Here is a 25396-nt window from a genome sequence, read left to right as displayed (position 1 = left end):
GATTCGCTTTTTTATTTTATTTAAGCTGCTTTAATATAGTTAACACCATCAGCCTTAGGCGGACGTGTTTTACCAAAGAAGAACACAAGCACAATAATTGTAAGTACGTATGGTGCTATTTGTAACCAGATTGAAGGAACATTTTTCAATCCAGGTAACTGTGCCCCAATCACAGCAAGTGATTGTGACAAACCGAAGAACAATGAAGCACCCAAAGCACCTAATGGATTCCAACGACCAAAGATCATTGCAGCCATTGCCATAAACCCTTGTCCAACAATCGTACTAGCCGAATAGTTTAACGAAATCGATTGTGCCACGACAGCACCACCAATACCACCAAGTAACCCAGAAATCATCACACCGGAATAACGTAAACGCGCCACATTTAACCCAAGCGTATCGGCAGCTTGTGGATTTTCACCAACTGATCGCAAACGTAATCCGAATTTCGTTTTAAAAATAATGTACCATGATATACCAGCGACAAGAATCGCCAACCATGCTGGGCCAGACGTTTTTTCAAAGAATAGTTGTCCCAATACTGGGATTTTTGCCAAACCAGGAACAGTAGCATAGCCAAAGTCCTGTCCAATAGATTCTGTTTGACCTTTACCATACAAAACTTTGATAAGGAAAACGCCTAAAGCTGGCGCCATCAAATTAATGACAGTTCCAGAAATGATATGATCCGCACGCAACGTTACCGTAGCAACGGCGTGAATTAGCGAAAAAACAACCCCAACAATGGCACCAGCTAGCAAGCCCAACCAAGGTGTGGCAGCACCAAGCTGTCTAGCAAATGTTAGGTTAAAGACAACCGCTGCAAAAGCGCCCATCCCCATAATTCCTTCCAAACCAACGTTAACAACACCTGAACGTTCGGAAAAAGTGCCACCAATTGAAGTAAATATCAGCGGTGCTGAATAAACCAATGTACTAGATATAACAAGTGATAACATTGCCATGAATGACATCTTATTCACCGCCTTTCTGCTGATTTTCGTTATTTGAAGCTGCTTTTGCAGCTTTTTTATTAGCTGCCTCCATGGCTGCTTTTTCATCCATAGCCTTAATGCGTTTTTGCATTAATAGAATCAGGTATCGTGCCCCGACAAAGAAAATAATTGAAGCCGTAACAATATCTACTAACTCAAATGGTACACCCGAAGACATTGGCATTCCTAAGCCACCAATTTTCAAAACAGAAAATATTGCAGCTGCACCAAGAATGCCAAGGTAAGAACCACCACCAAGCAAAGCAACAGCCATACCATCAAATCCAATTGATGGTGACCCATTTTGCGTAAAGAAGTTCAGATAATTACCAAGTCCCTCGATTGTTCCTGCCAAACCTGCTAAGCCACCAGAAATAGCCATAGCTATTGTAGCATTGCGCTTTGCTGACATACCAGCATATCTAGCCGCATCAGGGTTTAAACCAACCGCACGAATTTCAAAGCCAAGCGTTGTTTTCTTCATAACAAACCAAACAACAACAATCATTGCTAAAGCAATAAATATTCCCGCTGAAATGCTTGAACCTTGCGTCAAGTCAGTCAACCATTTCATCTGGAGCGATGCATTGGCACCAACTTGTTTGGTTGTTTCTGCAGACTCCTTAATATTCTTAGACATCGTATTTTGCAAGATATCATTTCCTAAAAAGAGGAAAATATAATTCATCATAATCGTCACAATCACTTCACTAGCACCAAACTGTGCGCGTAGCCAACCAGGAATGAACCCAGCAATTGCGCCTAGCCCAGCTCCAATGATTAATGCGCTTGGTATCATGATGATAGCTGACATATCAGGGAAACTCAACGCATACCAAACTGCCCCAACCCATCCGGCTAAAGCTTGACCTGACAAACCAATATTGAAGAATCCGGCAGCCGAAGCCACTGCAAAGCCTAATGCTGTCAAAATCAAAGGCGTCATTTGCGTCAATACACCACCAATATCCTGCATTGAACCAAATGCCGAACCAAGCAGCGCAACATAACCAGAAATTGGGTTATAGCCGAATACTAACATAATCACTGCGCCGACAATTAAACCGAATAAAACAGAAAACATTGCCACAGAAAGGTTATTCTTTTGTGCAATCATTAGGACCCCACCTCTTCTTTCAATGCCGCACGAGCTTCTGTTAAGCTCATACCTGTCATCAACAAGCCAAGTTCTTGCTTATTTGTGTCTTGAGCGTCAACTATTCCGACAATTTTACCGTCATTAATAACAGCAATGCGATCCGATAAATTAAGAATTTCATCTAACTCAAAACTAACGACCAATACGGCCTTACCAGCTGTACGTTGTGCGATTAAACGTTGATGGATATATTCAACCGCTCCAACATCCAACCCACGAGTTGGCTGGGCAGCAATCACGAGATCATTATCACGATTTAATTCACGTGCAACTACAGCTTTCTGTTGGTTTCCACCCGACATTGAACCCGCGGTCACATGAATACTAGCAGCTCGCACATCAAATTCCTGAACTAATTTGTCAGCTAATTTATCCATTTCAGCAGGTTGCAAGACACCTGATTTTGAAATAGGTTGTTTATAGTACGTTTGCAACGACAAGTTTTCAGACAACGTCATTTCAACTTCCATACCAAAACGCAATCTATCTTCAGGAATATGACCAACACCCGCTTCAGTAATATGACGTGGCTTTTTGTTGGTAATATCTTCTCCTTTTAGCTTAACATGTCCTTCTTGTACCTTTGTTAATCCAGTAATTCCCTGGATTAATTCTGTTTGCCCGTTTCCATCGATACCAGCTAAACCAACAATTTCACCTGCTCTCACATCAAGCGAAAAGTTTTTAACAGCAGCAACACGGCGTGCATCTTGAACTTCTAAGTTATTAATCGACAATATCACTTTACCGGGTTGAGCCACTTCTTTTTCAGTTTTAAAACTAACTTCGCGACCAACCATCAAGTCAGCTAATTCCTGAGAAGACACGCCAGCAACTGGGAAAGTATCAATTGATTTTCCTGAACGAATAACCGTCACCGTATCAGCAGCAGCACGTATTTCGTCAAGTTTATGCGTAATCAAGATAATTGATTTTCCTTCTTGTGCTAAATTGTGCATGATGACAATTAACTCATCGATTTCTTGTGGTGTCAAAACTGCTGTTGGTTCATCAAAAATCAAAATATCAGCGCCACGATAAAGGGTCTTTAATATTTCAACACGCTGTTGTTGACCAACTGATATATCAGAAATCTTAGCCATTGGATCAACTGATAAACCATATTGATCTGACAAAGCTTGTATTTTCTTAGCAGCAGTTTTAGTGTCCAAGGACAATCCTTTTGTCACTTCTGAACCGAGAATAATATTTTCTGTTACAGTAAAAGCGTCAATTAACATAAAATGTTGATGCACCATGCCGATGCCTAAAGCATCGGATTTTGAGGGTGAATCAACTGATACTTTCTCCCCATTAATCAAGATTTCGCCACTAGTAGGCTGTAGTAATCCTGTCAAAATATTCATTAATGTTGATTTTCCTGCACCGTTTTCACCAAGTAACGCGTGAATTTCACCTTGTTGGACTTGTAGGTTAATGTCATCATTGGCCGCAAAATCACCAAATTTTTTGATAATATGTCGCATTTCAATGACTGGTGTTGATTCGGTCATATACTCTCTGCTTCTTTCTATAATAAGTTGTAAAAATTCCGCGGACAAAAACTGTTCGCGGAATTTTCCTTAAATAATATTATACCATGTTCTCTAAACACGTATGTTGCAATCATTTTACCTATTGATTAGAGCAAATTGAGGTAACGCCCACTTATCATGATTACTTTTCCTTATTTTACAAGCCAACCGGTGACATTAAGCTATATGCCATATGAAACATTACTAAATATTGTAACTTTTTGGTCACTAAGCGGACAATCACCAACAATGCACCTGCGGTTAAATAAACAGTCCATTATTCCGGTATCGATGGTCCGTGAACGGCCGCAAAAACAAAAGCTATATTTAACATTCTTTAAATTTGCCAAGAAATCCACGTAAAACAAAATCAAATACCCAAAATATGATTGTTGCTATAGCTGCACCTAATATAGTAGTTTTTTCCCCTATCATATTTGTTATCAAAAAAAATACGATTCCAAATACTAGTGCGCCACAATCCATTAGTAAAAATTGTTTGATTAATTTCTTTTTATTGCTTATCTTTTTCATAAATCATCTCTCGCTAGTATTTATCACAGTACAATGACTGTTAATAATGAGTTACAGCATAAGTAGCTGCTCCCGCTGCCGCTCCAAGATGTGCTCCAACGAACATCCCAGCTGGTCCTCCTGGTATTCCCCGGATCACGCCACCAACAATTCCTCCTCCAATAGCTCTGGCAAGGCCTCTTCCAGTCATTACCCCACCTACCACTGTTTCTAGTTGTTCAATATTCATTTGCTCAAAACTGTTTAACATCACTTCTGTCCCCCGTTAAGTTTACTTTACTAGCATCTTGTTACTTAAAAACTCTGTATAAAAATATGCAAATTCTTAGCAAGTGCACATATATTTCCAGTGTAGTAATTAGATTTCCTCCCGCAAATTTGTCATTGGATAACGAATTATTCACAATAAGATTAACAAATGTATTTTTTGCACCGCAGATTACGACATGCACATAGCACATACAGCCTTATTAGATCCATTTATTATCTGGCATAGTAGCATAATCGTTGCAAAAGTTGTTGCGGGACATCCCTATACCATTTCATAATAATAATAATAATATTGAAAATACAACTTAGAGTATTTCATTAATTATATTCATAATTACGCCTTGAAACTCCAAATTATTACTAACCATTCTTTCTTGTGCCACTGCCTAAAAAATATAATTCTTATACTTTATGAGAAATAGCAAATGATGTATACCTCATCTACTACCTAATATAGTATTACAAATATTCAAATCTACTTCAACCAAAATCAACACATTGTTAACTCACATACTTTCTAATAACGTATCAATTGATAAATCTAGTTGATGAGCAACATCTCTAACGAATTCTAAGTCCGGCCTTCTTTTGTTATTTTCATAGTTAGACAAAGCCGCTGGTGTGATATTCATTTTTCGGGATAATTCGCGAGCGGTTAAACCTGCAGCTTGCCTATAGTATTTAAGGGCTTCACCTAAATCACCACCATAAATTTTCTGTAATTGTTCAGTTTCTACAATGTCATACTCGCCTTGAGTAATCGTTTCTTCAGCATTCACTCGCATGTCTCCTTTAAAATTTATACTTCGGTGAAACTACTCTTTACTATTTTTATTCTTAATAATACGTAATCTAACTTTTTTCCTTTTATCTCATCGCCTTTGAAATATTCTGTCCCCCACAACCTTTTCGCTCAAGTTGTGCAGAATAAAGAATATTTCTCATCCTTTTTAGTATTATATCAAAGTAGATTTTTATAAATTCCAAAATCTATCACTAATAATTATCAATTTTTTAGTGATTATCCAGACATTTTATGATAAAATATTGGATTCATTCCAAATATGTTATATCATGGTAACAAAGAATTATTTTGGAGACTATTATGGAGATTGGTAATAAAATTAAAGCGCTCCGTAAAAAACACGGACTAACACAACAGCAATTCGCTGAAAAATTATATATTTCATTTCAATCTGTCTCTAATTGGGAACGTCATAAAGGGCACCCCACAACAGAAATGATGCTATTAATTATTGAAAAATTTGATTTGCCTCTGGACTTTTTTATTATTCCACCGACTAATTCGTGTGAAGACAATGATGAAGAGCTAATTTTACTATCTTTCTTAGCCAATATGCATTCAAACAGAGAAGATAAGCCTAGTCTCAAACAACTAGAAAAAACTTCTGGTATCGCTATCCAAAAAATTAAAAAATATTATCCCTCATATGATGATTTATTTTATGCTGTAATCAATCGAATTGACAAAGACGTTAAAATCAAGGTAGAAACAAGCTTGTCAACCAATGACAATCTTACATCAGTTTTCATCAACGACATGGCACCGATGCTCTACGAAAAAAAAGAAGAATTACACCTTTTATATACACGCCCATATATCAGAAATATTTGGATTACATTTATTAAATCTAAATATTTATCACTAATTACACGATATAATCCTAAATTGGCTGCCGATATTCTAACTACAGAATACTTAATTGAAATGCTCACATCGTTTATTTCCGTCTGGATGAGCCAACCTGATCCAGAACCACTGGTTGATTTTCAGAACCGGATGAAAAAGTATCTATCCAACTTATAAACAGACACAAAAAAGGCAAGACTACCATGTCTTGCTTTTTTTGTGTTTGTTTATAAAATTATTGTTTCGTTACCTGTCGCGAATGATAGAAATTAAAGACTACAATAAACAAATTCAAACCAGCCACAGCCAACAAACTCAACATCACACCTTGCAAGTGTTGTGCGGCAAAGTGCCCAGTGACAATTGGCATAATAAAAAATGCAATGCTACCAAAGAAAAAATAGAGACCGGTCAAACGACCTGAAAACTTTGGATCTGAGGCTATTAATTGACTCAGTCCCAACTGTAACGCTCCTCCTGCGGCTGAAAAGCCAAAAATAAAGCAACCAAAACTAGCACTGATTGTTTCTTGGCTCAAAACGACAATAACTAAGCCAACTATTGTTCCTATCGCTGTAATCATTAACAATATTTTTTCGCTGATCCATCCACGGTTGGTCAATAAGAACAAAGTGCCCACGCCCATGAGTGAGCCAATACTGTAAAAAGACATTAGTACATGCGAACTAACTGTTGAAAAAGATTGTACAATGTGAAAATATCGCGTGACCCACTGAGTAAAATGAATCATCACCCACATTGCACTGAAGCCATAAATCATAAATAATATTTTTGTAATATTCCAATGCCATGTACCCTTACTGTTGACTCTCTTGCCCCCTTTTGAGGCGCGAATAGTGTAAAATCCAGCTGCATTAATTGAGGTCATGATGATTAAATTTACTATTAGAATAGCCGTGGCAACCCAAAATAACCAGCCAAACCAAATATGTTGATTAATCAACATGACTAAGATAATCGGTAATATCCCCTCACCCAATGAAATCATTGCTTTAATGAGTACATTCCCACTAGATTTGCCATGATTCATTTCTAATAATGTGGGGTAGGCCACAGAATCTAATGCCGCGTTGGCTGGTCCTGCCAGCGTAGTTATGACAACGGCGAAAAATATATTCTTTGTTAATGGTAAAATAGTAAAAAATATTAAATACATGAGCATCGCCATCATTAATAATTTTTTTCTATCAACGTGATCAGACAATTCTCCCAAAATTGGATAGGCAATTAACTTTCCAATACCAATTGCTGAAACGACAGCAGTTGTACCAGCAATTGAGGCATCCCACAATTCACTTAATTGCTGCACAGTCTGCGCTAAAATAATTAAAGCAAATCCCTGTACAATGTAGGTCAAATAAATAGCAATACGTACACTAACATTATTCCTCTGATTTTTATTTTGCATTAATCGAATCATATTTGATAAGTCCCCTTAATTAGTTCACAATACGCATGTGTGTCTTTTTACCTAGACATGATAAATCTAATTACGATTATAATAATCTAACAATTCTATCATAATTTTTCGAACATTTTATATTAACATTAGTGCCGTCATTTGTAAACAGCAATCCTTATCGTGGCTAAGCCGTCTATCAAATAGCTGATTTTGATCAGCTCATTATCCAAAAACATCCGATTTTACAACCCACAGTGTATAATTGAACAAAGGTAATATACCTCTCTATTAAACAACAACCTATTTCGAGAAAGAACCCTACAAAAATAAATATGTCTAGAAAAATCGATTTACCAACTGCAGCTGAAATGCAAAAATTTCATGACCAATCGCAACGCCATACTTTTTGGTCGCGCATATCAATGCCGCAACGATTGTCATTAGGCTTTTTAACAGTCATTACAGTCGGTGCGCTGTTACTAATGCTGCCCTTTAGTTATCATGGTAATGTGGGTCACACCTTCATGGATGGCTTATTTACAGCAACTTCAGCAGCCTCAGTTACTGGCCTCACAGTTGTTGACACAGCAACTCATTGGACCACCTTTGGTCAAATCGTCATCATGGTTCTGATTGAGATTGGCGCGCTAGGATTCATGTCATTTTCAGTACTGTTATTTACGGCAACCCGAAAAAAAATGGATTTAAGAAGTAAAATGATGGTTCAAGAAGTTTATAACTTGGAAAGTCTCTATGATACACGGGTGGTCTTTGGGTATGTTATTAAACTATCAGTTATTATTCAAAGTATCGGTGCAGTGTTGTTAGCGCCTTTCTTTATAAATGACTTTGGTTGGAAACATGGTATGTTTTATGCTGTATTTCACGCCATCTCAGCATTTGGTAATTCTGGTTTCTCAATTTTACCTCACGAGACAGCTGCTTATAATAATCAACCTTGGATTCTACTAATTATTGCCTTCCTAATCGTTGCTGGCTCTCTCGGGTTCTTAGTCTGGCGTGATCTACTCATATATCGAACAACACATCGCCTAACATTACACTCCAAGCTAGCACTTGTTATGACAGGTGTTCTAATTGTAGGTGGTTGGTTGTTGTTTGAATTGACCGAACGTAATATGAGCTCTGCTCAAGGCATTCAACCTATAAACCGCATTTTCGATACATTGTTTATGTCTATTTCATACCGAACCGCTGGTTTTGCGCAATTCAGTTTTGATTCAATGAGTTCAGCAACTGTACTATTAACAATGATGTTGATGTATATCGGTGGTACACCCGGATCAACTGCTGGTGGTATCAAAACCACTACGCTTGGTGTGTTGATTCTACAAACACACGCTGCTTTACGTGGGAAAAAGGATGTTGTATTTTCGCATCGTCGCTTATCACACGAAAACATTGTTCGTGCACTGCTATTAGTTTTCGTATCGCTAGCATTCTTGGGCATCTTATCATTTCTATTAATGCTTACTCAAGAGCACACCGCACATTATGGGCTAGAATACATTATTTTTGAGGTGGTCAGTGCTTTTGCTACAACTGGCTTAACGCTTGGCTTGACCCCACATCTAACAACCTTTGGACAGCTTATTATCATGCTTGCAATGTTCATTGGTCGTGTCGGTATCTATACCGTCATGTTCTCCATTCTAAATGTGCATGATGATAAAGCCCCCTTCCGATACCCAGAAGAATCCGTTATCATTGGATAGCGTATTACAACCCATAGTTAGGAGAAATAAAAATGAGACAAACCTATGCCATTATAGGCCTCGGACGTTTTGGCGGCGCCCTTTTGGAAACATTGGTTGCAAATGGGCAAGATGTTTTAGGCATTGATATTAGTGAAGAACATGTTAATGATTATCGTGATATTGCAACACAAGTTGTCATTGCAGATGCCCAAGAAGATGAAGTATTACGCAAACTAGATATTGCTAGTTTTGATCATATTGTGATTGCCATTGGCCATAATATGCAAGCGAGTATTCTAGCGACTATCAACGCCAAAGACCTTGGTGCCAAGAATGTTATTGCCAAGGCTGAAAACCGTACCCATCTACGTGTGCTCACAAAAATAGGCGCAGATGTCGTCGTACAACCTGAACGCGAGATGGGCGAACGAGTAGCACGCAAACTTCTTGCGCCTAACATGTTGAATTTTATTGAGCTATCTGATGACTATTCCATGGCCGAAGTTCAAATTGTTAATCCTGCATTTTACGGTCGATCCATTAGCAACCTGAACATTCGGAAAAAATTTGGGCTAAATGTCATAGCTGTTCGTCATGACGGTGATGTTATTGTCGCCCCTGACTCAACCTACAAACTCCACGAAAAAGACATTGTTTCCGTTGTCGGACCAAAAGATATGGTCGATGATTTTGACCAATTAACGAACAATAAATAAATCAAAAGGTTATTCTTCTTCATCAATTTTATTGATTTTGTCAAAAACTCGAAACAAGTTATCCATTTCTGTTAGTCGATATTTTTTAGAATGACGATCAAAAATAATCTCAGATTTAATTGGTTCGCCAATTTGCAAATCATGCAAAAAAGTTCGAATTTCGGAGATATCGCGTTGGACGGTTTTTCGGCCAATAAAAAACATGTCCTCAATTTCTTCAATTGAGAGCGCTCGATGGCTTATCAATGCTGAATAAAGCCGCAAGATACGTTGTTTGTCATTAAATACCGTTTTATGTGCTGCCATAATTTTCCCCGATCCAAAAACTATTTTTATTGTATCAGATAAAACGTTTGTTCGCCATTAAACGAACATGAAAAATTACTATATATTTATACTTGAAAGGATTTCTAATTATGTCTTTCTTTAACATTTTCAAAAAGAAAAAAACGACAGAAAAAAATATTGAAGCAGTAAGTGAGCCGATTACTTGGCAAAACACGACCAATGCATCAGAATTTTTTGAGGGGTATAATATAGCTATAACTGACCTTGATTCTAACGGTGAAGTTGCCGCAGCCGAGACCCTCCGCGCTGATAAAACACAACTCCAGCTTGATTTTATTGAACGATTCGAAAAGGAGATAGACTCAAAAACTGCTGGCATACAAGACATAGATACCCGCACGAAGGTTGTTATTGATGCCATTTCGTCCATTCGTAAATATAATTCTGAAATGCCCATCACTGTTCGCACACGTTTGGCACAGGCCAAGAAAAACTTAATAGGAGAATGATGATCATGAAAATAGATGTCACACTTGATAACGGTTTTATACCAGACAAGTATGCTAAATATGCACCTGCTAATTATCGTACCAATGATATGCCAACCACTAATTTCCCAGTTGAAATATCTAACACGCCGGCTGGTACCCAATCATTGTCTGTCAGTTTAATCGACTATGATGCCGTTCCTGTATGCGGCTTCCCCTGGATTCACTGGTTAGCGGCAAACCTCCCTGTAACTAATATTCCTGAAAATCTTCGTGCTACCAAACGCGGTACATTTGGTACCAATTCAACTTGGCATGATGTGCAAAAATTAGGGCACCCAGCCAATGCTAGCATAAATCAATCTTATATTGGCCCAATGCCCCCTGATAAAACTCATAACTACACACTAACTGTATTCGCCTTAGATACTAAATTGGACCTGCAGGACGGATTTTTCCTCAATGAATTACGTTCCAAAAGTATGGAACACGTACTTGATATAGCAATTCTTGAATTACCTGCACGAGCTTAACACTTCGTATGAAGTGTTTTTTTATACATTAAATTTAAAATATCCAATTTTGTTTTGCATATTTATTGTATTTAAATGCTTATTGGTTTAATATTTAAAACATCAAACACAAGGAGGGCACACCATGACAGACAAAATTATAAAAATTGCTATCGTTGGCATTACAGGATACGGCGGTCTCGAATTATTGCGACTGCTTTACAATCATCCTAATGCCAAGGTTGTGTCCATACATAATACCCAAACAGAAAATACTGACATTAGCGAACAGTTTCCGCATCTAAAATCAATGTATAATTTAACGCCTACGGTATTCGATCCAATGCATATTATGCAGGAAGCTGATCTTGTATTTTTTGCAACATCCAGCGGTGTTTCCAAAAATTTAGCCCAGGACTTTATTCAAGCTAAATTTCCCGTCATTGATTTGTCTGGTGATTTCCGTCTTCCCGCTGATATTTATAAAAAATGGTATAAAAAAGAACCAGCCTCTGATGAAATCATTCAACAGGCACACTATAGTTTAGCTGATTTTTATGACAATAAAGCAACTTATATTGCTAATCCTGGTTGTTATGCAACGTCCACACTTCTTGCTCTTGCCCCTCTTGCACAAAACCACCTGCTTGATAAAGATAACATCGTCATTGATGCTAAAAGCGGATTATCCGGTGCTGGCAAATCCCTGACGTTAGCGAGTCATTTTATTAACGTTAATGAAAACTTCAGCATGTATAAGGCCAACCATCATCAACACATTCCTGAAATTACCCAGCAACTGCAACAATGGCAATCCGATATTACTCATATTCAATTCACCACATCCCTACTTCCAATTAATCGCGGCATTTTTGTCAGTGCTTATGTCAAGATAAACGACGACAGTCAGGCCGAAAAAATTCAAGAATTGTACACTGCAACGTATGCAAATAAGCAATTTGTCCGTGTCATGCCCAAAGATCAATTACCAAGCATCAAACAGGTTATCGGTACTAACTTTACTGATATTGGACTAACATACAATCCTGATACCAAATACCTCACCATTGTTAGTGTTCTTGACAATATGATCAAAGGCGCTGCTGGACAAGCCATCCAAAACATGAATCATTTGTTTGATTTAGAGGAAAGCACAGGACTTCATTTGATTGCTCAATACGCATAATATTCATTATACTAACGTCTAAAAATATACTTAGGAAAATCCTTATGACAGAATTATTAAATCAAATTACAACACTATCAACAGCTGACATTGCTGCTCCCATAGGATTTCACGCGGATGGCCAACACGTTGGCCTCAAGCACAAATCAAAAGATCTTGGTTGGATTTACAGTGACGTAATAGCTAGCGTGGCTGGCGTTTTTACCACGAATCAAGTGCAGGCCGCCCCAGTTCAACTGGATAAAAAAACGATTCAAAATGGTCAATTGCAAGCCATTATTGTTAATTCTGGAAATGCTAATGCTGTCACTGGTAGTATTGGTATGGCACATGCAGAGTCTATGCAAGAGTTTACCGCACAACAACTAAATATCGACACCAACCTGGTTGGTGTCGCTTCTACCGGTATTATTGGCAAAGTACTGCCAATCGATAAGATTATCAACGGCATCAAACAGTTAAAGATTGATGGTGACACAAACGGGTTTGCGCACGCTATTATGACTACTGATACTAAGGAAAAGTCAATTACCATTCAATCCACTATTCAGGGCAAAATTGTCACAATGAGTGGTGTAGCAAAAGGTTCAGGCATGTTGCATCCGAATATGGCTACCATGCTTGGATTTATAACGACCGATATTAACATTGATGCCAAACTTTTACAGCAGGCACTTTCAGAAGATGTTGAGACAAGTTTTAATCAAATTACAATCGATGGTGACACATCAACTAATGACACTGTCTTAGTAATGGCAAACGGTTTGGCTGGTCATAAAATGATTGAGGATCATACAGCTGAATATGAACAATTCAAAAATATGTTACACACGGTAACCACGGCTCTTTCGATTGCTATTGCTAATGATGGCGAAGGCGCCACTAAATTAATTGCTGTTGCTGTAAATCATGCGCAAAGTGCTCTTGATGCGCGAATGGTGGCTAAAAAAATTGTCGGTTCTTCATTAGTAAAAACGGCTATTTTTGGTAAAGATCCTAATTGGGGCCGCATTATCGCTGCTATTGGAGCCAGCAATGTCGATCTTAACCCAAATCTTATTGATATTAGCATTAATCAAATCGCTGTATTAGTAAATGGTGCCCCTGCCGTTTTTGATGCCGATGCCATGGCAGAAAAACTTGAGGAGCATGACATTCACATTGATGTTGATTTACATGCCGGTACCGAATCCGGTTGTGCTTGGGGTTCGGATTTAACATACGAATATGTAAAAATTAATGCACTTTATACAACGTGAGAATCCATTCTCATCTTGTTCGTTTTATGGGAGATAAAGTTTAATGAAAAAAATAGTCATCAAAATTGGTGGCAATGCCGCCACTCAACTCACACCTGCCTTTTTTGATACTATCAAATTTTGGCAAAAACAACATTATAAAATTGCGATTGTTCATGGCGGTGGTGATACAATTTCTGCCTTGATGTCACAACTTAATGAACCTGTTCAAAAGATAAACGGTATTCGTTTTACAACACAAAATGGTATCAACATCACAAAAATGGCACTCCTAGGTCAGGTACAACCTGCGCTACTTGAAGCTTGCCGTGTCAATGGTCTATCTGTAATTGGATTAAATGCTGCAAGTGATCAACTGTTAACTGGTCACACAATTGATCAAGACACATTCGGATACGTTGGCAACATTCACCAAGTGAATACTAAATTAATTCATAACCTTTGGGAAAAAAATCTCGTTCCTATTATTGCTCCGATGGCAATTACCAATAATGGTCAGTGGTTAAATGTTAATGCGGATCACGCGGCAACAGCTCTGGCTAAGTATCTAAAGGCTGATGAATTATATCTATTAACAGATGTTTCTGGTGTGAAAATTAAGGGAAATATTTTACAAAATCTAACTTCCAAAACGATGGAAGAATTACAAAAAACACAGATGATTACCGGTGGCATGATTCCAAAAGTAAACAGTGCCTTATTTGCAGCACGTCATGGCGTGCACGCTGTTCATATTACAAATACAGTTACCCATCCCGGTACTATTGTCACAATTTGAGGTATATCACATGACGCTATTTCCAAACTATCAACGTGCCCCACTAACATTTAAGAAAACTAAAAACGCCACCTGGACTGACGGTAAAAACAATGAGTACACAGACCTATCCAGTGGTATTGGTGTCTATAACGTTGGCGCAAATAATGATGCTGTTGTATCGGCACTTATTGCTCAAGCTAAAGAAATCTGGCACTTGCCTAATTTATACGAAAATGAATTGCAAGAAACTGTGGCAGCAAAATTAGGTGGTGAAGCTTATACCACTTATTTTGCCAATTCAGGAGCGGAAGCTAACGAAGCGGCAATTAAGTTAGCCCGTTTAGTGACTAAGCGGGAAACAATCATTACTTTCAAAAACTCTTTTCACGGTCGTACTTATGCTGCTATGTCAGCAACTGGACAAGATAGCATCCATTACGGATTACCTATGTTAGCTGGGTTCCAGTATGCAGAGTTTAATGACATTAACAGTTTAAAAGAACTCCTTAATACGGACGTTGCTGGCGTAATGCTTGAGCTTGTTCAAGGCGAAGGAGGTGTCATTCCTGCGCATCAAGATTTTGTTACAGAACTAATTCAAGTAGTTCATGATAATGGGTCTTTAATCATGATTGATGAAGTACAGACTGGCATGGGACGCACGGGAAAAAAGTTTGCATTTGAAAACTATCATTTTCAACCGGATATTTTTACGAATGCCAAAGCATTGGCTAGCGGTGTTCCTGTGGGTGCAATGCTTGCTAAAAACGAATTTGCCAGTTCATTTTCATATAATGCACATGGTTCAACATTTGGCGGGAATCCACTGGCCATGAGTGCTGCTAGTGCAACACTAGACGAATTATCTTTAATCCTGCCTAGTATTTCAGAAAAAATTAATCTTTTTTGGCAGGAATTGGCAACCTTCAAAGAGTTAAGTAGCGTTGTTGAAGTACGGGGCCTTGGTATGATGGCCGGTATTGAATTAAACATACCTGTAAAGCAAGTTGTTACTGACTTATTGGATGAAAAAATTGTTACCTTGAGTGCCGGACACAATACGCTTCGTTTGTTACCGCCACTGACAATATCAGAATCACAGCTCACAACAGCACTACAAAAAATTAAGCAGTTACTTTCGCAGTAAACTGTTGACAAGATATTCCAACGTTGATATACTTTAATAGTTGATTAATTCAGCTAATTGCTCCATAGTTCAGTGGTAGAATAACGCACTGTTAATGCGCAGGTCCTTGGTTCGAATCCAAGTGGAGCAGTCCTAAAAAAAGCGCCAAAATCGATAAGGTTTTGGTGCTTTTTAGTTGCTTTAAAACAGCTAGATTCTTTCATCACTCAAAACGAAACCCCCGCATCCAAAGATACGGGGGAGAGAAGAGAATTATAATTTGAGAGAATAATAATAGATTGAGTGTATCTTTTTTAGGGGGCTTCGCTAATTTGACAAATTTAAGTATTATTGTCAATATAATCACTGTACTGCACTAACATTAAATCAGTGTTAAAGTAATTATTTTTCTCCGTGCACTAAAAATCAATTAGTGAGACTGACATGTTATACTGAGGGTAACTGGTGCTATCAAAATAACACCGTATAATAAAAGACTCACGGAGGTAAATCACATGTCCCTTGTAGATACATATAAGCTAACCAACGGCATCGAAATTCCTATAATTGGGTTTGGAACTTGGCAAAGTGCAAACGGTACAGAAGCTTATCAGTCTGTGCGTTGGGCTCTAGAAGCAGGTTATCGCCACATCGATACAGCGGCTGTATATGGTAATGAAGATTCTGTCGGTCGTGCCATAAAAGATTCTGGTATTCCACGTGATGAATTGTTTGTAACGACTAAACTTTGGAATGATGCGCACACATATGAAAAAGCTATACAAGCGCTTGACACATCCCTTAGCAAGCTTGGCTTAGATTACGTTGATTTATATTTAATCCATTGGCCAAATCCTGCTGCCCTGCAAAAACAAGGAAAGGACGCCTGGATTGATGCAAACGCAGATACTTGGCGTGCTTTGGAAGATGAATATAAAATAGGAAAAACGACAGCCATTGGCGTTTCGAATTTCCAAATTGAACATCTAGAAGCACTAGCCAAAACACAAACTATAGCACCCATGGTTAATCAAAACTTTTTAAATCCTTCTGATAACCAACAAGAATTAGTTGCCTATGATAAAGATCATGGCATGCTTAACGAAGCCTATTCCCCACTAGGTACAGGAAAGCTCGTTGATTTACCACAAGTCGTTGATCTGAGTAAAAAATACAATAAATCGGTGCCGCAAATATTAATTCGTTGGTCCTTGGATAAGGGATTCTTACCTTTACCAAAATCAACACATGAAACATACATTAAAGCCAATGCCGATGTATTCGACTTTGCTCTAACATCAGCAGAAATTGCATCATTAGACTCACTCACTGGCGTGGGTGGATTCCATACTGATGCTTCCTCAGCCGACTTTTAAATAAAAAACACGAACTCACATTACGTTCGTGTTTTTTATTATTTATCAATTTTAAACGCTGCGTTTTCTAAAGATTAAATAAGCGATACCATACATCAACACAATATATATCAAATATGCTGATATCATTGCTCCTTGTGACATATCCATTATTTGTGCCATTATACTAAGTTTAACTTGTCCAAGACTAGCAATACCTAAATAAATATTGAATGGATTCCACTTCAAGATTGGTGCTAAATCAATTAATTTTAACGAAATGACAGAGATGATTGGTGTAGCAACTATCATCACTACGCCAAGTCCAATAGCAGCTCCTGAACTTTTGACCATGTTCGTAACCATCAATACTAATGCAGCCACAAATATCATTTGAAGTGCTACATCCATAATCGAAATCATCATACCCTGCCAACTATTCCCTATATATCCTAACTTTTGTGAGAAATCATATTTAGGGGCAAATATAGCAGTAGCCAAAACAGTACCAATAAAAGCTGATAAAAACAATCCAATGTAAACACTAATGTTTAATAACAACTTACTGATGAACACTTCCCCTCGACTAAAGCGACGTGACAGCAATGGACGAATTGTACCAAAACCGAACTCTTGAGAGATAGACAAAGCAGTAATAATGATTCCTGCCATTTCAACATAAATTAAGGACTGACCAAGATTAATAATCGATCCAGCTGATCTTGTTGACTTAAAAATGCCGATGATAGCAATGGGAAAAATAAATCCTAAAATCAACCAAATGTATAATCTATTTTGCTTGAATGCTTTGTAATATTCTTGCTTCATTAATGTTAACATGCGTTATTCCCCCTGATTATCAGCCGCTAGCATATCAAGTAGTGACTTTTCTAGATTGCCAGTTGCAGTATTAAGTGATTGAATTTGTATATTGGCTGCATTGAATGCTGTGATCACTTGTTGCAAATTTTCTGCCCCACTAATTTGCAACTGTCCGTTGTCGATTGTAGCTTGCCATTTTTTATCTTGTGCGATTTGTAGAGCTGATTCATTATCATTAGTGTCAAATGTCCAACGTGCTTGGTCATGAATAAAGAATGTCTCTATGGTAGCCGTTTGAATAATTTTTCCGTGATTAATGATTACAACATCATCCACTAGTTTTTGCAATTCATCCAATAGATGGCTTGAAATCAAGAAAGCCACCCCTTCTTCAGCCAACGAACGAATTAATTCACGCAAGTCGTGAACCGATTGTGGGTCAAGTCCGTTCATTGGTTCATCCAAAATAACTAATTTTGGATTTCGGATGAGCGCAATAGCAATACCAAGTCGCTGTTTCATACCCAATGAAAAATTTTTCGCCTTGCGCTTTCCAAAATTATCCCCGTCTATTTGCGTTTTATGCATTAATTCTTTGAAATCAGCGGGATTTTTTGTGTCCATTGCATACAACTTCAAGTGTTCTAGCGCGGTTAAGTTCGGATAAATGGCTGGATATTCAATCAAATTACCAATTTTATCAAGCGCACTATGATTATTAAAGGTCACAGGTTGCCCATCAAACGTGATTTGTCCAGATGAGTAGCTCATTAAACCAGTAATAGCACGCATGGTTGTTGATTTACCAGCGCCATTGGGACCAATCAATCCAACAATGTGACCAGCTTCAACATTGAAACTGACGTCATCCATTGCTGCTCTACTACCATACTTTTTATTAACGTTCTTTACTTCCAATAATGCCATGTTTTTCCCCTTTTATTGAATCAACTATTTTTGCCAAGATAGTTTTGGTTTAAATACGAAGATGAATGTGATTACGCTCAAAATTGCTGGTAATACAAATGAACCCGCCGTTAGGGAACTTCCATTAAGAAGTGGAAGAGCCAATGTTGATGCAAATACAAATATAATTACCGGCCATCTCAAAGCAGGTACACGTACTGTGTCATGTTCACTTTCTGTACCAATAATGCCCACAATATAATAGCTAGCACCTAATAAGAGCATTGCTGCGACAAATGTTACTAACATTATAAACTCTGTACTTTGAGATAACTCTTTCATACCGAGCTTAAAAGATATAGTATTGACGCCAACAGATATTGATGACCACACAATTAACACAAATAAACTAATTACAATTTTTTGCCATATTGGCCCAATAATTGTACTAACCAACACCACCACACTAGCAACGTAAAATAATTCCACAGCGTCGTTTAAATTGTTACTCGCCACCTTGTGCAAATTATCAGAGCGTATTGTAATGGACATGAATAGGTCAATAGCAGCACCCAGTACAATTGGCGCAATAATCATCCACACCACTTTACTGATGAAGAACTGCCTTCTAGAAGCGCTCTGCGTACTCAACCAGGTATTTAAGTGTCTTGTTTGATCTGCGCACGTAGCGGCGCCTGCTGCTAGGAGCATTATACCCATAAGTACGCCTCCCAACTCGCTATCACTGCCTATGTTTGTTATTGCTCGCCCATAATATGTATTCACGCCCCCAATAAAACAAGTTACTAGAACACCAAGAATCGCTATTAATATAATTTGATTAGATTTAATCCTGCCATATAGCCGTAGTGCTTGTTTCATTGTTCCCCCCCCAATTCTTGCTGCCAAGCGTATACTTCGTTGGCAAAGCTCGCACGGAATATGTCTTCACTGCTAATTGGTAGTTCTTCTATGAACTTGAAATCTGATCCAGCTAACTTAATACCAATATCTTCATCAAAATTATCAAACACAATGGTTACAATATGACCAACTTGAGCAATAATCGTTCCATTGTTTCTTAGAAATTCCGGCATCACATCCCCATCGTAAGCCAGTTGATACTTTTTAATGTTTTTATTATTTTCAATCGCAAATGCACGATCAATTGTGCCATCTTTCAGTAATAGAATACGATCAACTAAGGTATCAAGCTCAACCAAATTATGTGACGCAATAAGCACGGTCGTGTTATTTTTTGTAACACGATCAATAATTAACTGTTTTACCTGATCCCGAACTAATACGTCTAATCCATCAAGCGGTTCGTCCAATAAAACATATTGGGCACGGCTTGCGAAGCTGACAATAATCGTAAACAACGCTTTCATTCCTTTTGAGTAATTCTGAACACGTTTATTATTGTTTAAACCAAACTGCTTCAACCGATCATCATACCAGTCTGAATCAAAGTCTGTATAGGCAACTTCCAAAATTGATTTAACTCGCTTTGGTGTATAAAACGCCAACCAATTGTCTGGCATATCAATATAAAATAATTGGTCATGAACTGCAACTGTTTTCATATAATCTTTATTATCTAGACCTATACGACCAAAATCAGCTTGCATCTCCCCAGATATTGTTCTAAATAATGTTGTTTTCCCCGCACCATTACGCCCAACTAGTCCAACAATTTCTCCCTCTTTGAGCTCAAAACTTGCATTTTTTAGAATGGCATGATGGTGTATCTTTTTAGAAATATTTTCTAAAATTAAACTCATGATATTTCTCCATATAATTCTTCAATCCAACTATGTAGCTGCTTGGCATCAATAGACGCACGTTTGGCCTCAATAACAATTTCGGTCATTTTTAAACGTAATTGTGCTAATAATTTATCATCTACAATGCCCTTGTTTTCATGAACAAAAGTACCTTTACCGGTCACCGTTTCAATCACATTTTGCGCTTCAAGAGCTTTATAAGCCTTTGCCACTGTATTTGGATTTAATCCCTCAATTAAAGCCATTTCCCGGACTGATGGTAGTTTATCACCAATATGCAATACACCAGACGCAATTTGCGCTTTAATACGCCACATTAACTGCTCATATAATGGTTGACTGCGTTGAATTTGCGCCATCTGTGCACTTCCTTATTAAATTTTGATAGGTTTTTCTAAGTTGTCCTATCAATAACTGTTCTTTTGTGTGTTTCATTGCTCCCCATGACATCTGTACTACGTGTACTATAATACACAGTACACTTTGTCTTGTCAATCCTTTTTATTCATAAAGTATTCAAAATAGTTGTACTTTTTAGTTTACAGTTGTAGACTAAAGGTATGAATAAATTACTAACACCAAGCGAATGGGAAATAATGCGTGTGATATGGACATTAGGTGAAGCTACCGCCAATCAAATCATTCACATTATGAACAACCAGAAAAATTGGCAGCCATCAACCGTTAAAACGCTAATCAATCGAATACTAAAAAAGGGATTGTTACGCACAGATGGTGCTACACGTAACCGCTTATACACGCCAACCGTAGGTGAACATGAAACGATGACCCAAACACTACGTGCCACAATCGACGACATGTGCGCCATGTGTATTGGCCACACGTTATTGGATGTACTTGCTGACATGACTTTATCTCAATCAGACATTACCAAACTACAAGCGTTACTAGAACAAAAAATGAAAAATGCCCCGGAAAGCATTGCTTGTAACTGTCTACCCGAAAACTGTGAGGATTGTAAATGACTATGAACTATGATCACATGAATATGACAAATAAAGATACATCACATGAGCACCATGACATGTCAAGCATGAACCACGATCATATGGACATGTCCAGTCATGAACACACTTCTCATGCCGGCATGGACAGTATGAATATGTCAGACATGAAACGCCGTTTTTGGTGGGCTTTTTTCTTAATGATTCCAATCATCATTATCACACCCTTCATGGGTATCTATTTGCCATTTACTTTTACTTTCCCTGGCAGTTCTTGGGTATCTGCGCTATTATCTACCCTCCTCTACTTCATTGGTTCCAAACCTTTTTGGGATGGTGCGCGCGCTGAATTTCGTACTAAAAAACCCGCTATGATGAGCTTAATTACTGTCGGGCTGAATGTTACTTTTTGGTATTCTATTTACGCGGTTCTATCAACGCAACTATTTCATGTTCACGTTATGGATTTCTTTTGGGAATTTGCAACATTAAATGTTATTATGCTTCTAGGTCACCGAATTGAGATGTCTGTGACTATGCAAGCCGGAGATGCAACGGCTAAGTTACGCGAATTAATGCCAAATATTGCTCATGTCAAGCATGATGATATGCTGATGGATATGCCTATTGACACACTAAAATCAGACATGATTGTTCGTGTCTTGGCTGGTGAATCTTTCCCTGCTGATGGTACTGTAGTTGAAGGTGTAAGCCAGGTTGATGAATCTTTAATGACTGGTGAAAGTCGACTAGTCGAAAAGAAAATGGGTTCTCAAGTGGTTGGTGGCACCATTAACGGTAATGGTACACTTGATGTCAAATTAACGACTGTTGGGGAAGATTCTTTTATTGGCCAGCTAAAGGAAACCTTGCTATCTTCTCAAGATAAGAAATCGCGCGCTGAAACACTAGCAGACAAAGTCGCATCATGGCTGTTTTGGGTGGCTTTATTATTTGCTATTGGTTCTCTCCTTATTTGGACGCCACTACGCGGACTAGGTTTTGCAATTAATATTGCCGCAACTGTATTAGTCATTGCCTGCCCCCACGCTTTGGGTCTAGCAGTACCTTTGGTCATCAATCGAACAAAGGCGATCGCAGCAAAAGAAGGCATATTAATCAAAAATCGTAAAGCACTAGTGGCAGCAAATCATTTAAAGTTTGCTTTAATGGATAAAACTGGTACATTAACAACTGGAAAATTTACTGTACAACGCTTTAGTGTCTATGACTTTGATCAAAGTAAAGCACTAGGAATTATGAGCGCCTTAGACCAGCAATCCACGCATCCACTTGCGCAATCCATCGTTAACTACGCAAAAGAAAAACACGCACCAAAAATACAAGCATCACATGTAGAAAACATTGCTGGTTATGGTGTACGTGGTAAAATAGATGATCAATTATATACACTTGCATCGGCAAAATATCTCAAACAAAATCATATTACTTTTACGCCACTACAAACAGAAGTCTCAATTTCTTACTTATTGGAAGAGGGACGCGTTATAGCTGTAATAGCACAAGGAGACCATCTCAAAGAATCAGCCTCTGCCTTTATTCGCACTTTATTGAATCAAGGAATCACACCTGTTATGATTACAGGTGACAACGAATTGGCTGCTAACCAGATTGCTGACGAGTTAAAAATAACAGATATCCATGCCCAAGTATCACCCCAAGACAAAATTAAGTTGGTTTCAAAGTATCAACAACATGGTATGACAATGATGATTGGCGATGGTATTAATGATGCCCCAGCCTTAGCTCAAGCTAATTTAAGTATTGCCATCGGTGTTGGAACGGAAGTGGCACATGCTTCCGCTGATGCTATATTAATAGCTGATCAGTTATCAAAAATTATTGATTTTATTAATCTAGCTAAGCGTAGCAATACTAAGCAAGTGCAAAACTTATGGTGGGGAGCTAGTTACAACATTATTGCTATTCCTTTGGCCGCCGGTGTGTTGGCATTTGCTGGTATAATGCTAAACCCAATGATTGCTGCATTAATTATGTCGCTATCAACAATAATTGTCGCTGTCAATGCATTATTATTAAAATATTAGCTATACCTTTCCTTAATATTTAACAACCAGTTAATCTAAGAGTGTATAATAATAAGTGTTGGTAATTTTACATACATATAAGGAGAAATTTCATGCGTAAGTATATCGCAGAATTCCTTGGAACATTTATGTTGGTGTTCTTTGGAACTGGTAGCGTTGTTTATTCAGCAGCTACAACACAATCGGCCATCACTGTCGGTTTGGCATTCGGTCTTTCATTAGCTGTTGCCATCTATGCCTTTGGTCATATCTCAGGTGGACATTTTAACCCTGCCGTTTCATTGGCAATGGCTATTCAAAAGCGTTTACCATGGGTAACATTTATTGGCTATGTGATTGCACAATTGCTTGGTGCTATTGTTGCTTCCGCTGCTGTTTATGGCGGTGTAACAGCTTACCTGAAATCATCAACTGTAACCACTGCTTTGTCTGGTCAATCAATGACTGTGAAACAATTCGTAACCTTAGCTGGTCTAGGACAAACAAACTTCTCTGATGGTTCAGGTTGGTATGCATTTGCATTTGAACTTGTATTAACATTCTTGTTCGTTTTGGTAATTGCAATTGTTACTAAGTTAAATAACGTACCTGCACCATTTATTATCGGTATCTGGTTAGCTGTGTTAGTTGTTGTTGTATTGCCAATTACTGGTGGTGCATTCAACCCTGCACGTGCCTTAGCTCCTGCAATCTTTGTTCAAGGTAAAGCACTTACTCACGTATGGGTTTACCTTGTTGCTGACCTACTTGGTGGTGCCTTGGCAGCATTTGCTGCTAACTTCCTTGATAAAAAAGAAGAAGTTGCAAGTACACCAAAAGAAGTTAAAGAAACTAAAAAAGCATAATTTCATCTTAGTCAAATAATGATGTCAGATAAAAAGACGAACACTCATTCAAGTGTTCGTCTTTTTGTATTGTTTATCGTAGCTGTCTTGGAAAATCAATTGGGAGTGGTCCTGTAATCATTCTTACTCCCTTATCAAACGGTAACGTAATTTTTATGGATGCTGAATGTAGTAGCATACGGTCATTGTGTACACCACCGTATAGCTCATCCCCAACAATAGGGTGTCCTATACTAGCTAAATGCACGCGAATTTGATGCATGCGTCCTGTACTTAATTGCACCCGTAGTAATGAACTGTAAAACACCGTATGCATTCGCCACCAGTGTGTCACCGCTGCTTGGGCTTCTTTCCCGTCAACGGCACGTTTTCGATCATCGCTTGCGTCAATTCCTATCGGTGCTGTGATTGTACCATGATTAGCTTGCACCACGCCACTAACCCATGCCACATAAGTTCGTGTAATCTGTTTATCTGCTAACATTCTATCTAGAATTGGTACTACGACGGGGTTCTTTGCTACAATTACTAAACCTGAAGTTGCTCGATCTATCCTGTGAACCATATAAGGCTGATCGCTTACCTCTCGCTGAATAAACTCACCTGCTAAATAGTTCAACAAAGTATCAGTTTCCGTTGGCGAATGCGGATGCATTTTCATACCTGCAGGTTTATCAACAACAACCAAGTCTTCATTTTCAAAAATGATATTTACCGACTTCTGATGGTTGGGTAGATAGTTTGATTCACTGGTACGAAAGTCATCTGCATCGAAATTAAGCTGCAACTGATCCCCTGTTCGTAATTCATAGTTGGTAGGTACAATAGTATTATTCACACTAAAATGTTTTTTGATTCGCAAAGCGCCACGAATTCTTTGTGGCACGTACCATTTTATCAACAGTTCCTTAACACTTTGACCAGAATTCTGGGATGTTATTATAAAATTATACTGCCACTTTTTCATACATCTAGTTCTCTATTTTCATTCAGTTGCCCAACACAGAAATGCGAATATACATAA

The 25396-nt window shown here is 38.1% G+C and carries 27 protein-coding genes and 1 tRNA gene; 14 read left to right on the top strand and 14 right to left on the bottom strand.

Translation table 11 applies throughout. The features are described 5' to 3' along the window. Nucleotides 1-20 precede the first annotated feature (20 nt). The 6 genes from A6B45_RS00365 to A6B45_RS00340 form a co-directional block, all read right to left on the bottom strand. A complete protein-coding gene (locus tag A6B45_RS00365; protein WP_072612869.1) occupies nt 21-977 on the bottom strand; it encodes an ABC transporter permease in 957 nt (318 codons plus the stop codon). Nucleotide 978: 1 nt separating this feature from the next. After that, entirely contained in the window at nt 979-2115 is a 1137-nt protein-coding gene (locus tag A6B45_RS00360) for an ABC transporter permease (RefSeq protein WP_072612868.1), read from the bottom strand. Then, nucleotides 2115-3671 (bottom strand): ABC transporter ATP-binding protein, encoded by a 1557-nt coding sequence (locus tag A6B45_RS00355; protein ID WP_072612867.1) that lies wholly within the window; start codon nt 3669-3671, stop codon nt 2115-2117. The genes A6B45_RS00360 and A6B45_RS00355 overlap by 1 nt, the downstream gene beginning before the upstream one ends. Nucleotides 3672-4019: 348 nt before the next feature. Then, complete coding sequence (locus A6B45_RS00350; protein WP_072612866.1) at nt 4020-4226, bottom strand: hypothetical protein; 207 nt, start codon at nt 4224-4226, stop codon at nt 4020-4022. 40 nt (nt 4227-4266) lie between these two features. After that, nucleotides 4267-4476: a Blp family class II bacteriocin gene (locus tag A6B45_RS00345; RefSeq protein WP_072612865.1), complete on the bottom strand. Its 210-nt coding sequence runs from the start codon at nt 4474-4476 to the stop codon at nt 4267-4269. Nucleotides 4477-5002: 526 nt separating this feature from the next. Beyond that, nucleotides 5003-5275 carry a helix-turn-helix domain-containing protein gene (locus A6B45_RS00340; protein ID WP_157884975.1) on the bottom strand — a complete coding sequence of 91 codons (273 nt, stop codon included), beginning with the start codon at nt 5273-5275 and terminating at the stop codon, nt 5003-5005. Nucleotides 5276-5601: 326 nt separating this feature from the next. On the opposite strand from A6B45_RS00340, the gene A6B45_RS00335 reads away from it, so the two are divergent. Beyond that, on the top strand, nt 5602-6324 hold the full coding sequence (locus A6B45_RS00335; protein WP_072612864.1) for a helix-turn-helix domain-containing protein: 723 nt from the start codon (nt 5602-5604) through the stop codon (nt 6322-6324). Between the two features lie 58 nt (nt 6325-6382). Here A6B45_RS00335 and A6B45_RS00330 read toward each other — a convergent pair whose 3' ends face one another. Beyond that, the gene (locus A6B45_RS00330; RefSeq protein ID WP_072612863.1) at nt 6383-7588 is read right to left on the bottom strand and encodes an MFS transporter; all 1206 of its coding nucleotides are present in this window, start codon (nt 7586-7588) and stop codon (nt 6383-6385) included. 314 nt (nt 7589-7902) lie between these two features. Here A6B45_RS00330 and A6B45_RS00325 point away from each other — a divergent pair, with 314 nt between their 5' ends. Both A6B45_RS00325 and A6B45_RS00320 read left to right on the top strand, forming a co-directional pair. Further along, the gene (locus tag A6B45_RS00325; protein WP_072612862.1) at nt 7903-9306 is read left to right on the top strand and encodes a TrkH family potassium uptake protein; all 1404 of its coding nucleotides are present in this window, start codon (nt 7903-7905) and stop codon (nt 9304-9306) included. A gap of 32 nt (nt 9307-9338) precedes the next feature. Continuing rightward, nucleotides 9339-10004: a potassium channel family protein gene (locus A6B45_RS00320; RefSeq protein ID WP_010286784.1), complete on the top strand. Its 666-nt coding sequence runs from the start codon at nt 9339-9341 to the stop codon at nt 10002-10004. A gap of 9 nt (nt 10005-10013) precedes the next feature. On the opposite strand, the gene A6B45_RS00315 is transcribed toward A6B45_RS00320, so the two are convergent. Further along, nucleotides 10014-10310 carry a kinase gene (locus A6B45_RS00315; protein WP_072612861.1) on the bottom strand — a complete coding sequence of 99 codons (297 nt, stop codon included), beginning with the start codon at nt 10308-10310 and terminating at the stop codon, nt 10014-10016. A gap of 110 nt (nt 10311-10420) precedes the next feature. Between A6B45_RS00315 and A6B45_RS00310 the strand changes: the two genes are divergently transcribed. From A6B45_RS00310 to A6B45_RS00275, 8 genes are all read left to right on the top strand, one after another. Next, complete coding sequence (locus A6B45_RS00310) at nt 10421-10801, top strand: GTP-binding protein (RefSeq protein ID WP_072612860.1); 381 nt, start codon at nt 10421-10423, stop codon at nt 10799-10801. Between the two features lie 5 nt (nt 10802-10806). Beyond that, nucleotides 10807-11313 carry a YbhB/YbcL family Raf kinase inhibitor-like protein gene (locus tag A6B45_RS00305; RefSeq protein ID WP_072614455.1) on the top strand — a complete coding sequence of 169 codons (507 nt, stop codon included), beginning with the start codon at nt 10807-10809 and terminating at the stop codon, nt 11311-11313. A 124-nt stretch (nt 11314-11437) separates the two neighbouring features. Further along, nucleotides 11438-12478, top strand: coding sequence for an N-acetyl-gamma-glutamyl-phosphate reductase (argC, locus tag A6B45_RS00300; RefSeq protein WP_072612859.1), 1041 nt, complete (start codon nt 11438-11440; stop codon nt 12476-12478). 44 nt (nt 12479-12522) lie between these two features. Next, nucleotides 12523-13737 (top strand): bifunctional glutamate N-acetyltransferase/amino-acid acetyltransferase ArgJ, encoded by a 1215-nt coding sequence (gene argJ, locus A6B45_RS00295; protein ID WP_072612858.1) that lies wholly within the window; start codon nt 12523-12525, stop codon nt 13735-13737. Nucleotides 13738-13780: 43 nt separating this feature from the next. Beyond that, nucleotides 13781-14515, top strand: a complete 735-nt coding sequence (gene argB, locus A6B45_RS00290) for an acetylglutamate kinase (RefSeq protein WP_072612857.1) — start codon at nt 13781-13783, stop codon at nt 14513-14515. A gap of 10 nt (nt 14516-14525) precedes the next feature. Continuing rightward, on the top strand, nt 14526-15644 hold the full coding sequence (locus A6B45_RS00285; protein WP_072612856.1) for an aminotransferase class III-fold pyridoxal phosphate-dependent enzyme: 1119 nt from the start codon (nt 14526-14528) through the stop codon (nt 15642-15644). A 58-nt stretch (nt 15645-15702) separates the two neighbouring features. Next, nucleotides 15703-15774: transfer RNA gene (locus A6B45_RS00280), tRNA-Asn, on the top strand. A 364-nt stretch (nt 15775-16138) separates the two neighbouring features. Then, nucleotides 16139-16999, top strand: a complete 861-nt coding sequence (locus A6B45_RS00275) for an aldo/keto reductase (RefSeq protein WP_072612855.1) — start codon at nt 16139-16141, stop codon at nt 16997-16999. Between the two features lie 51 nt (nt 17000-17050). On the opposite strand, the gene A6B45_RS00270 is transcribed toward A6B45_RS00275, so the two are convergent. The 5 genes from A6B45_RS00270 to A6B45_RS00250 are packed head-to-tail and all read right to left on the bottom strand — an operon-like array spanning nt 17051 to nt 20852. Beyond that, a complete protein-coding gene (locus tag A6B45_RS00270) occupies nt 17051-17818 on the bottom strand; it encodes an ABC transporter permease (RefSeq protein ID WP_072612854.1) in 768 nt (255 codons plus the stop codon). 3 nt (nt 17819-17821) lie between these two features. Further along, a complete protein-coding gene (locus tag A6B45_RS00265; protein WP_072612853.1) occupies nt 17822-18727 on the bottom strand; it encodes an ABC transporter ATP-binding protein in 906 nt (301 codons plus the stop codon). Nucleotides 18728-18751: 24 nt separating this feature from the next. Continuing rightward, nucleotides 18752-19588 (bottom strand): hypothetical protein, encoded by an 837-nt coding sequence (locus A6B45_RS00260; RefSeq protein WP_072612852.1) that lies wholly within the window; start codon nt 19586-19588, stop codon nt 18752-18754. Continuing rightward, nucleotides 19585-20490, bottom strand: a complete 906-nt coding sequence (locus A6B45_RS00255; RefSeq protein ID WP_072612851.1) for an ATP-binding cassette domain-containing protein — start codon at nt 20488-20490, stop codon at nt 19585-19587. Before A6B45_RS00255 ends, A6B45_RS00260 begins: the two co-directional genes overlap by 4 nt. Further along, complete coding sequence (locus A6B45_RS00250; protein ID WP_072612850.1) at nt 20487-20852, bottom strand: GntR family transcriptional regulator; 366 nt, start codon at nt 20850-20852, stop codon at nt 20487-20489. The genes A6B45_RS00255 and A6B45_RS00250 overlap by 4 nt, the downstream gene beginning before the upstream one ends. A 201-nt stretch (nt 20853-21053) precedes the next feature. Between A6B45_RS00250 and A6B45_RS00245 the strand changes: the two genes are divergently transcribed. The 3 genes from A6B45_RS00245 to A6B45_RS00235 all read left to right on the top strand — a co-directional run bounded on the left by A6B45_RS00245 (nt 21054) and on the right by A6B45_RS00235 (nt 24372). Continuing rightward, nucleotides 21054-21479 carry a CopY/TcrY family copper transport repressor gene (locus A6B45_RS00245; protein WP_072612849.1) on the top strand — a complete coding sequence of 142 codons (426 nt, stop codon included), beginning with the start codon at nt 21054-21056 and terminating at the stop codon, nt 21477-21479. Continuing rightward, a complete protein-coding gene (locus tag A6B45_RS00240) occupies nt 21476-23527 on the top strand; it encodes a copper-translocating P-type ATPase (protein WP_072612848.1) in 2052 nt (683 codons plus the stop codon). Before A6B45_RS00245 ends, A6B45_RS00240 begins: the two co-directional genes overlap by 4 nt. A gap of 92 nt (nt 23528-23619) precedes the next feature. Further along, nucleotides 23620-24372 (top strand): MIP/aquaporin family protein, encoded by a 753-nt coding sequence (locus tag A6B45_RS00235; protein WP_072612847.1) that lies wholly within the window; start codon nt 23620-23622, stop codon nt 24370-24372. Nucleotides 24373-24445: 73 nt separating this feature from the next. Here A6B45_RS00235 and A6B45_RS00230 read toward each other — a convergent pair whose 3' ends face one another. Then, complete coding sequence (locus A6B45_RS00230) at nt 24446-25339, bottom strand: RluA family pseudouridine synthase (protein WP_072612846.1); 894 nt, start codon at nt 25337-25339, stop codon at nt 24446-24448. Nucleotides 25340-25396: the final 57 nt, after the last annotated feature.

Origin of the sequence: Leuconostoc suionicum, from assembly GCF_001891125.1 — a bacterium.
Lineage (GTDB): Bacteria > Bacillota > Bacilli > Lactobacillales > Lactobacillaceae > Leuconostoc > Leuconostoc suionicum.
Note: the sequence above shows the minus strand (reverse complement) of the source record. Positions and strands in the feature narration are given on the sequence as shown.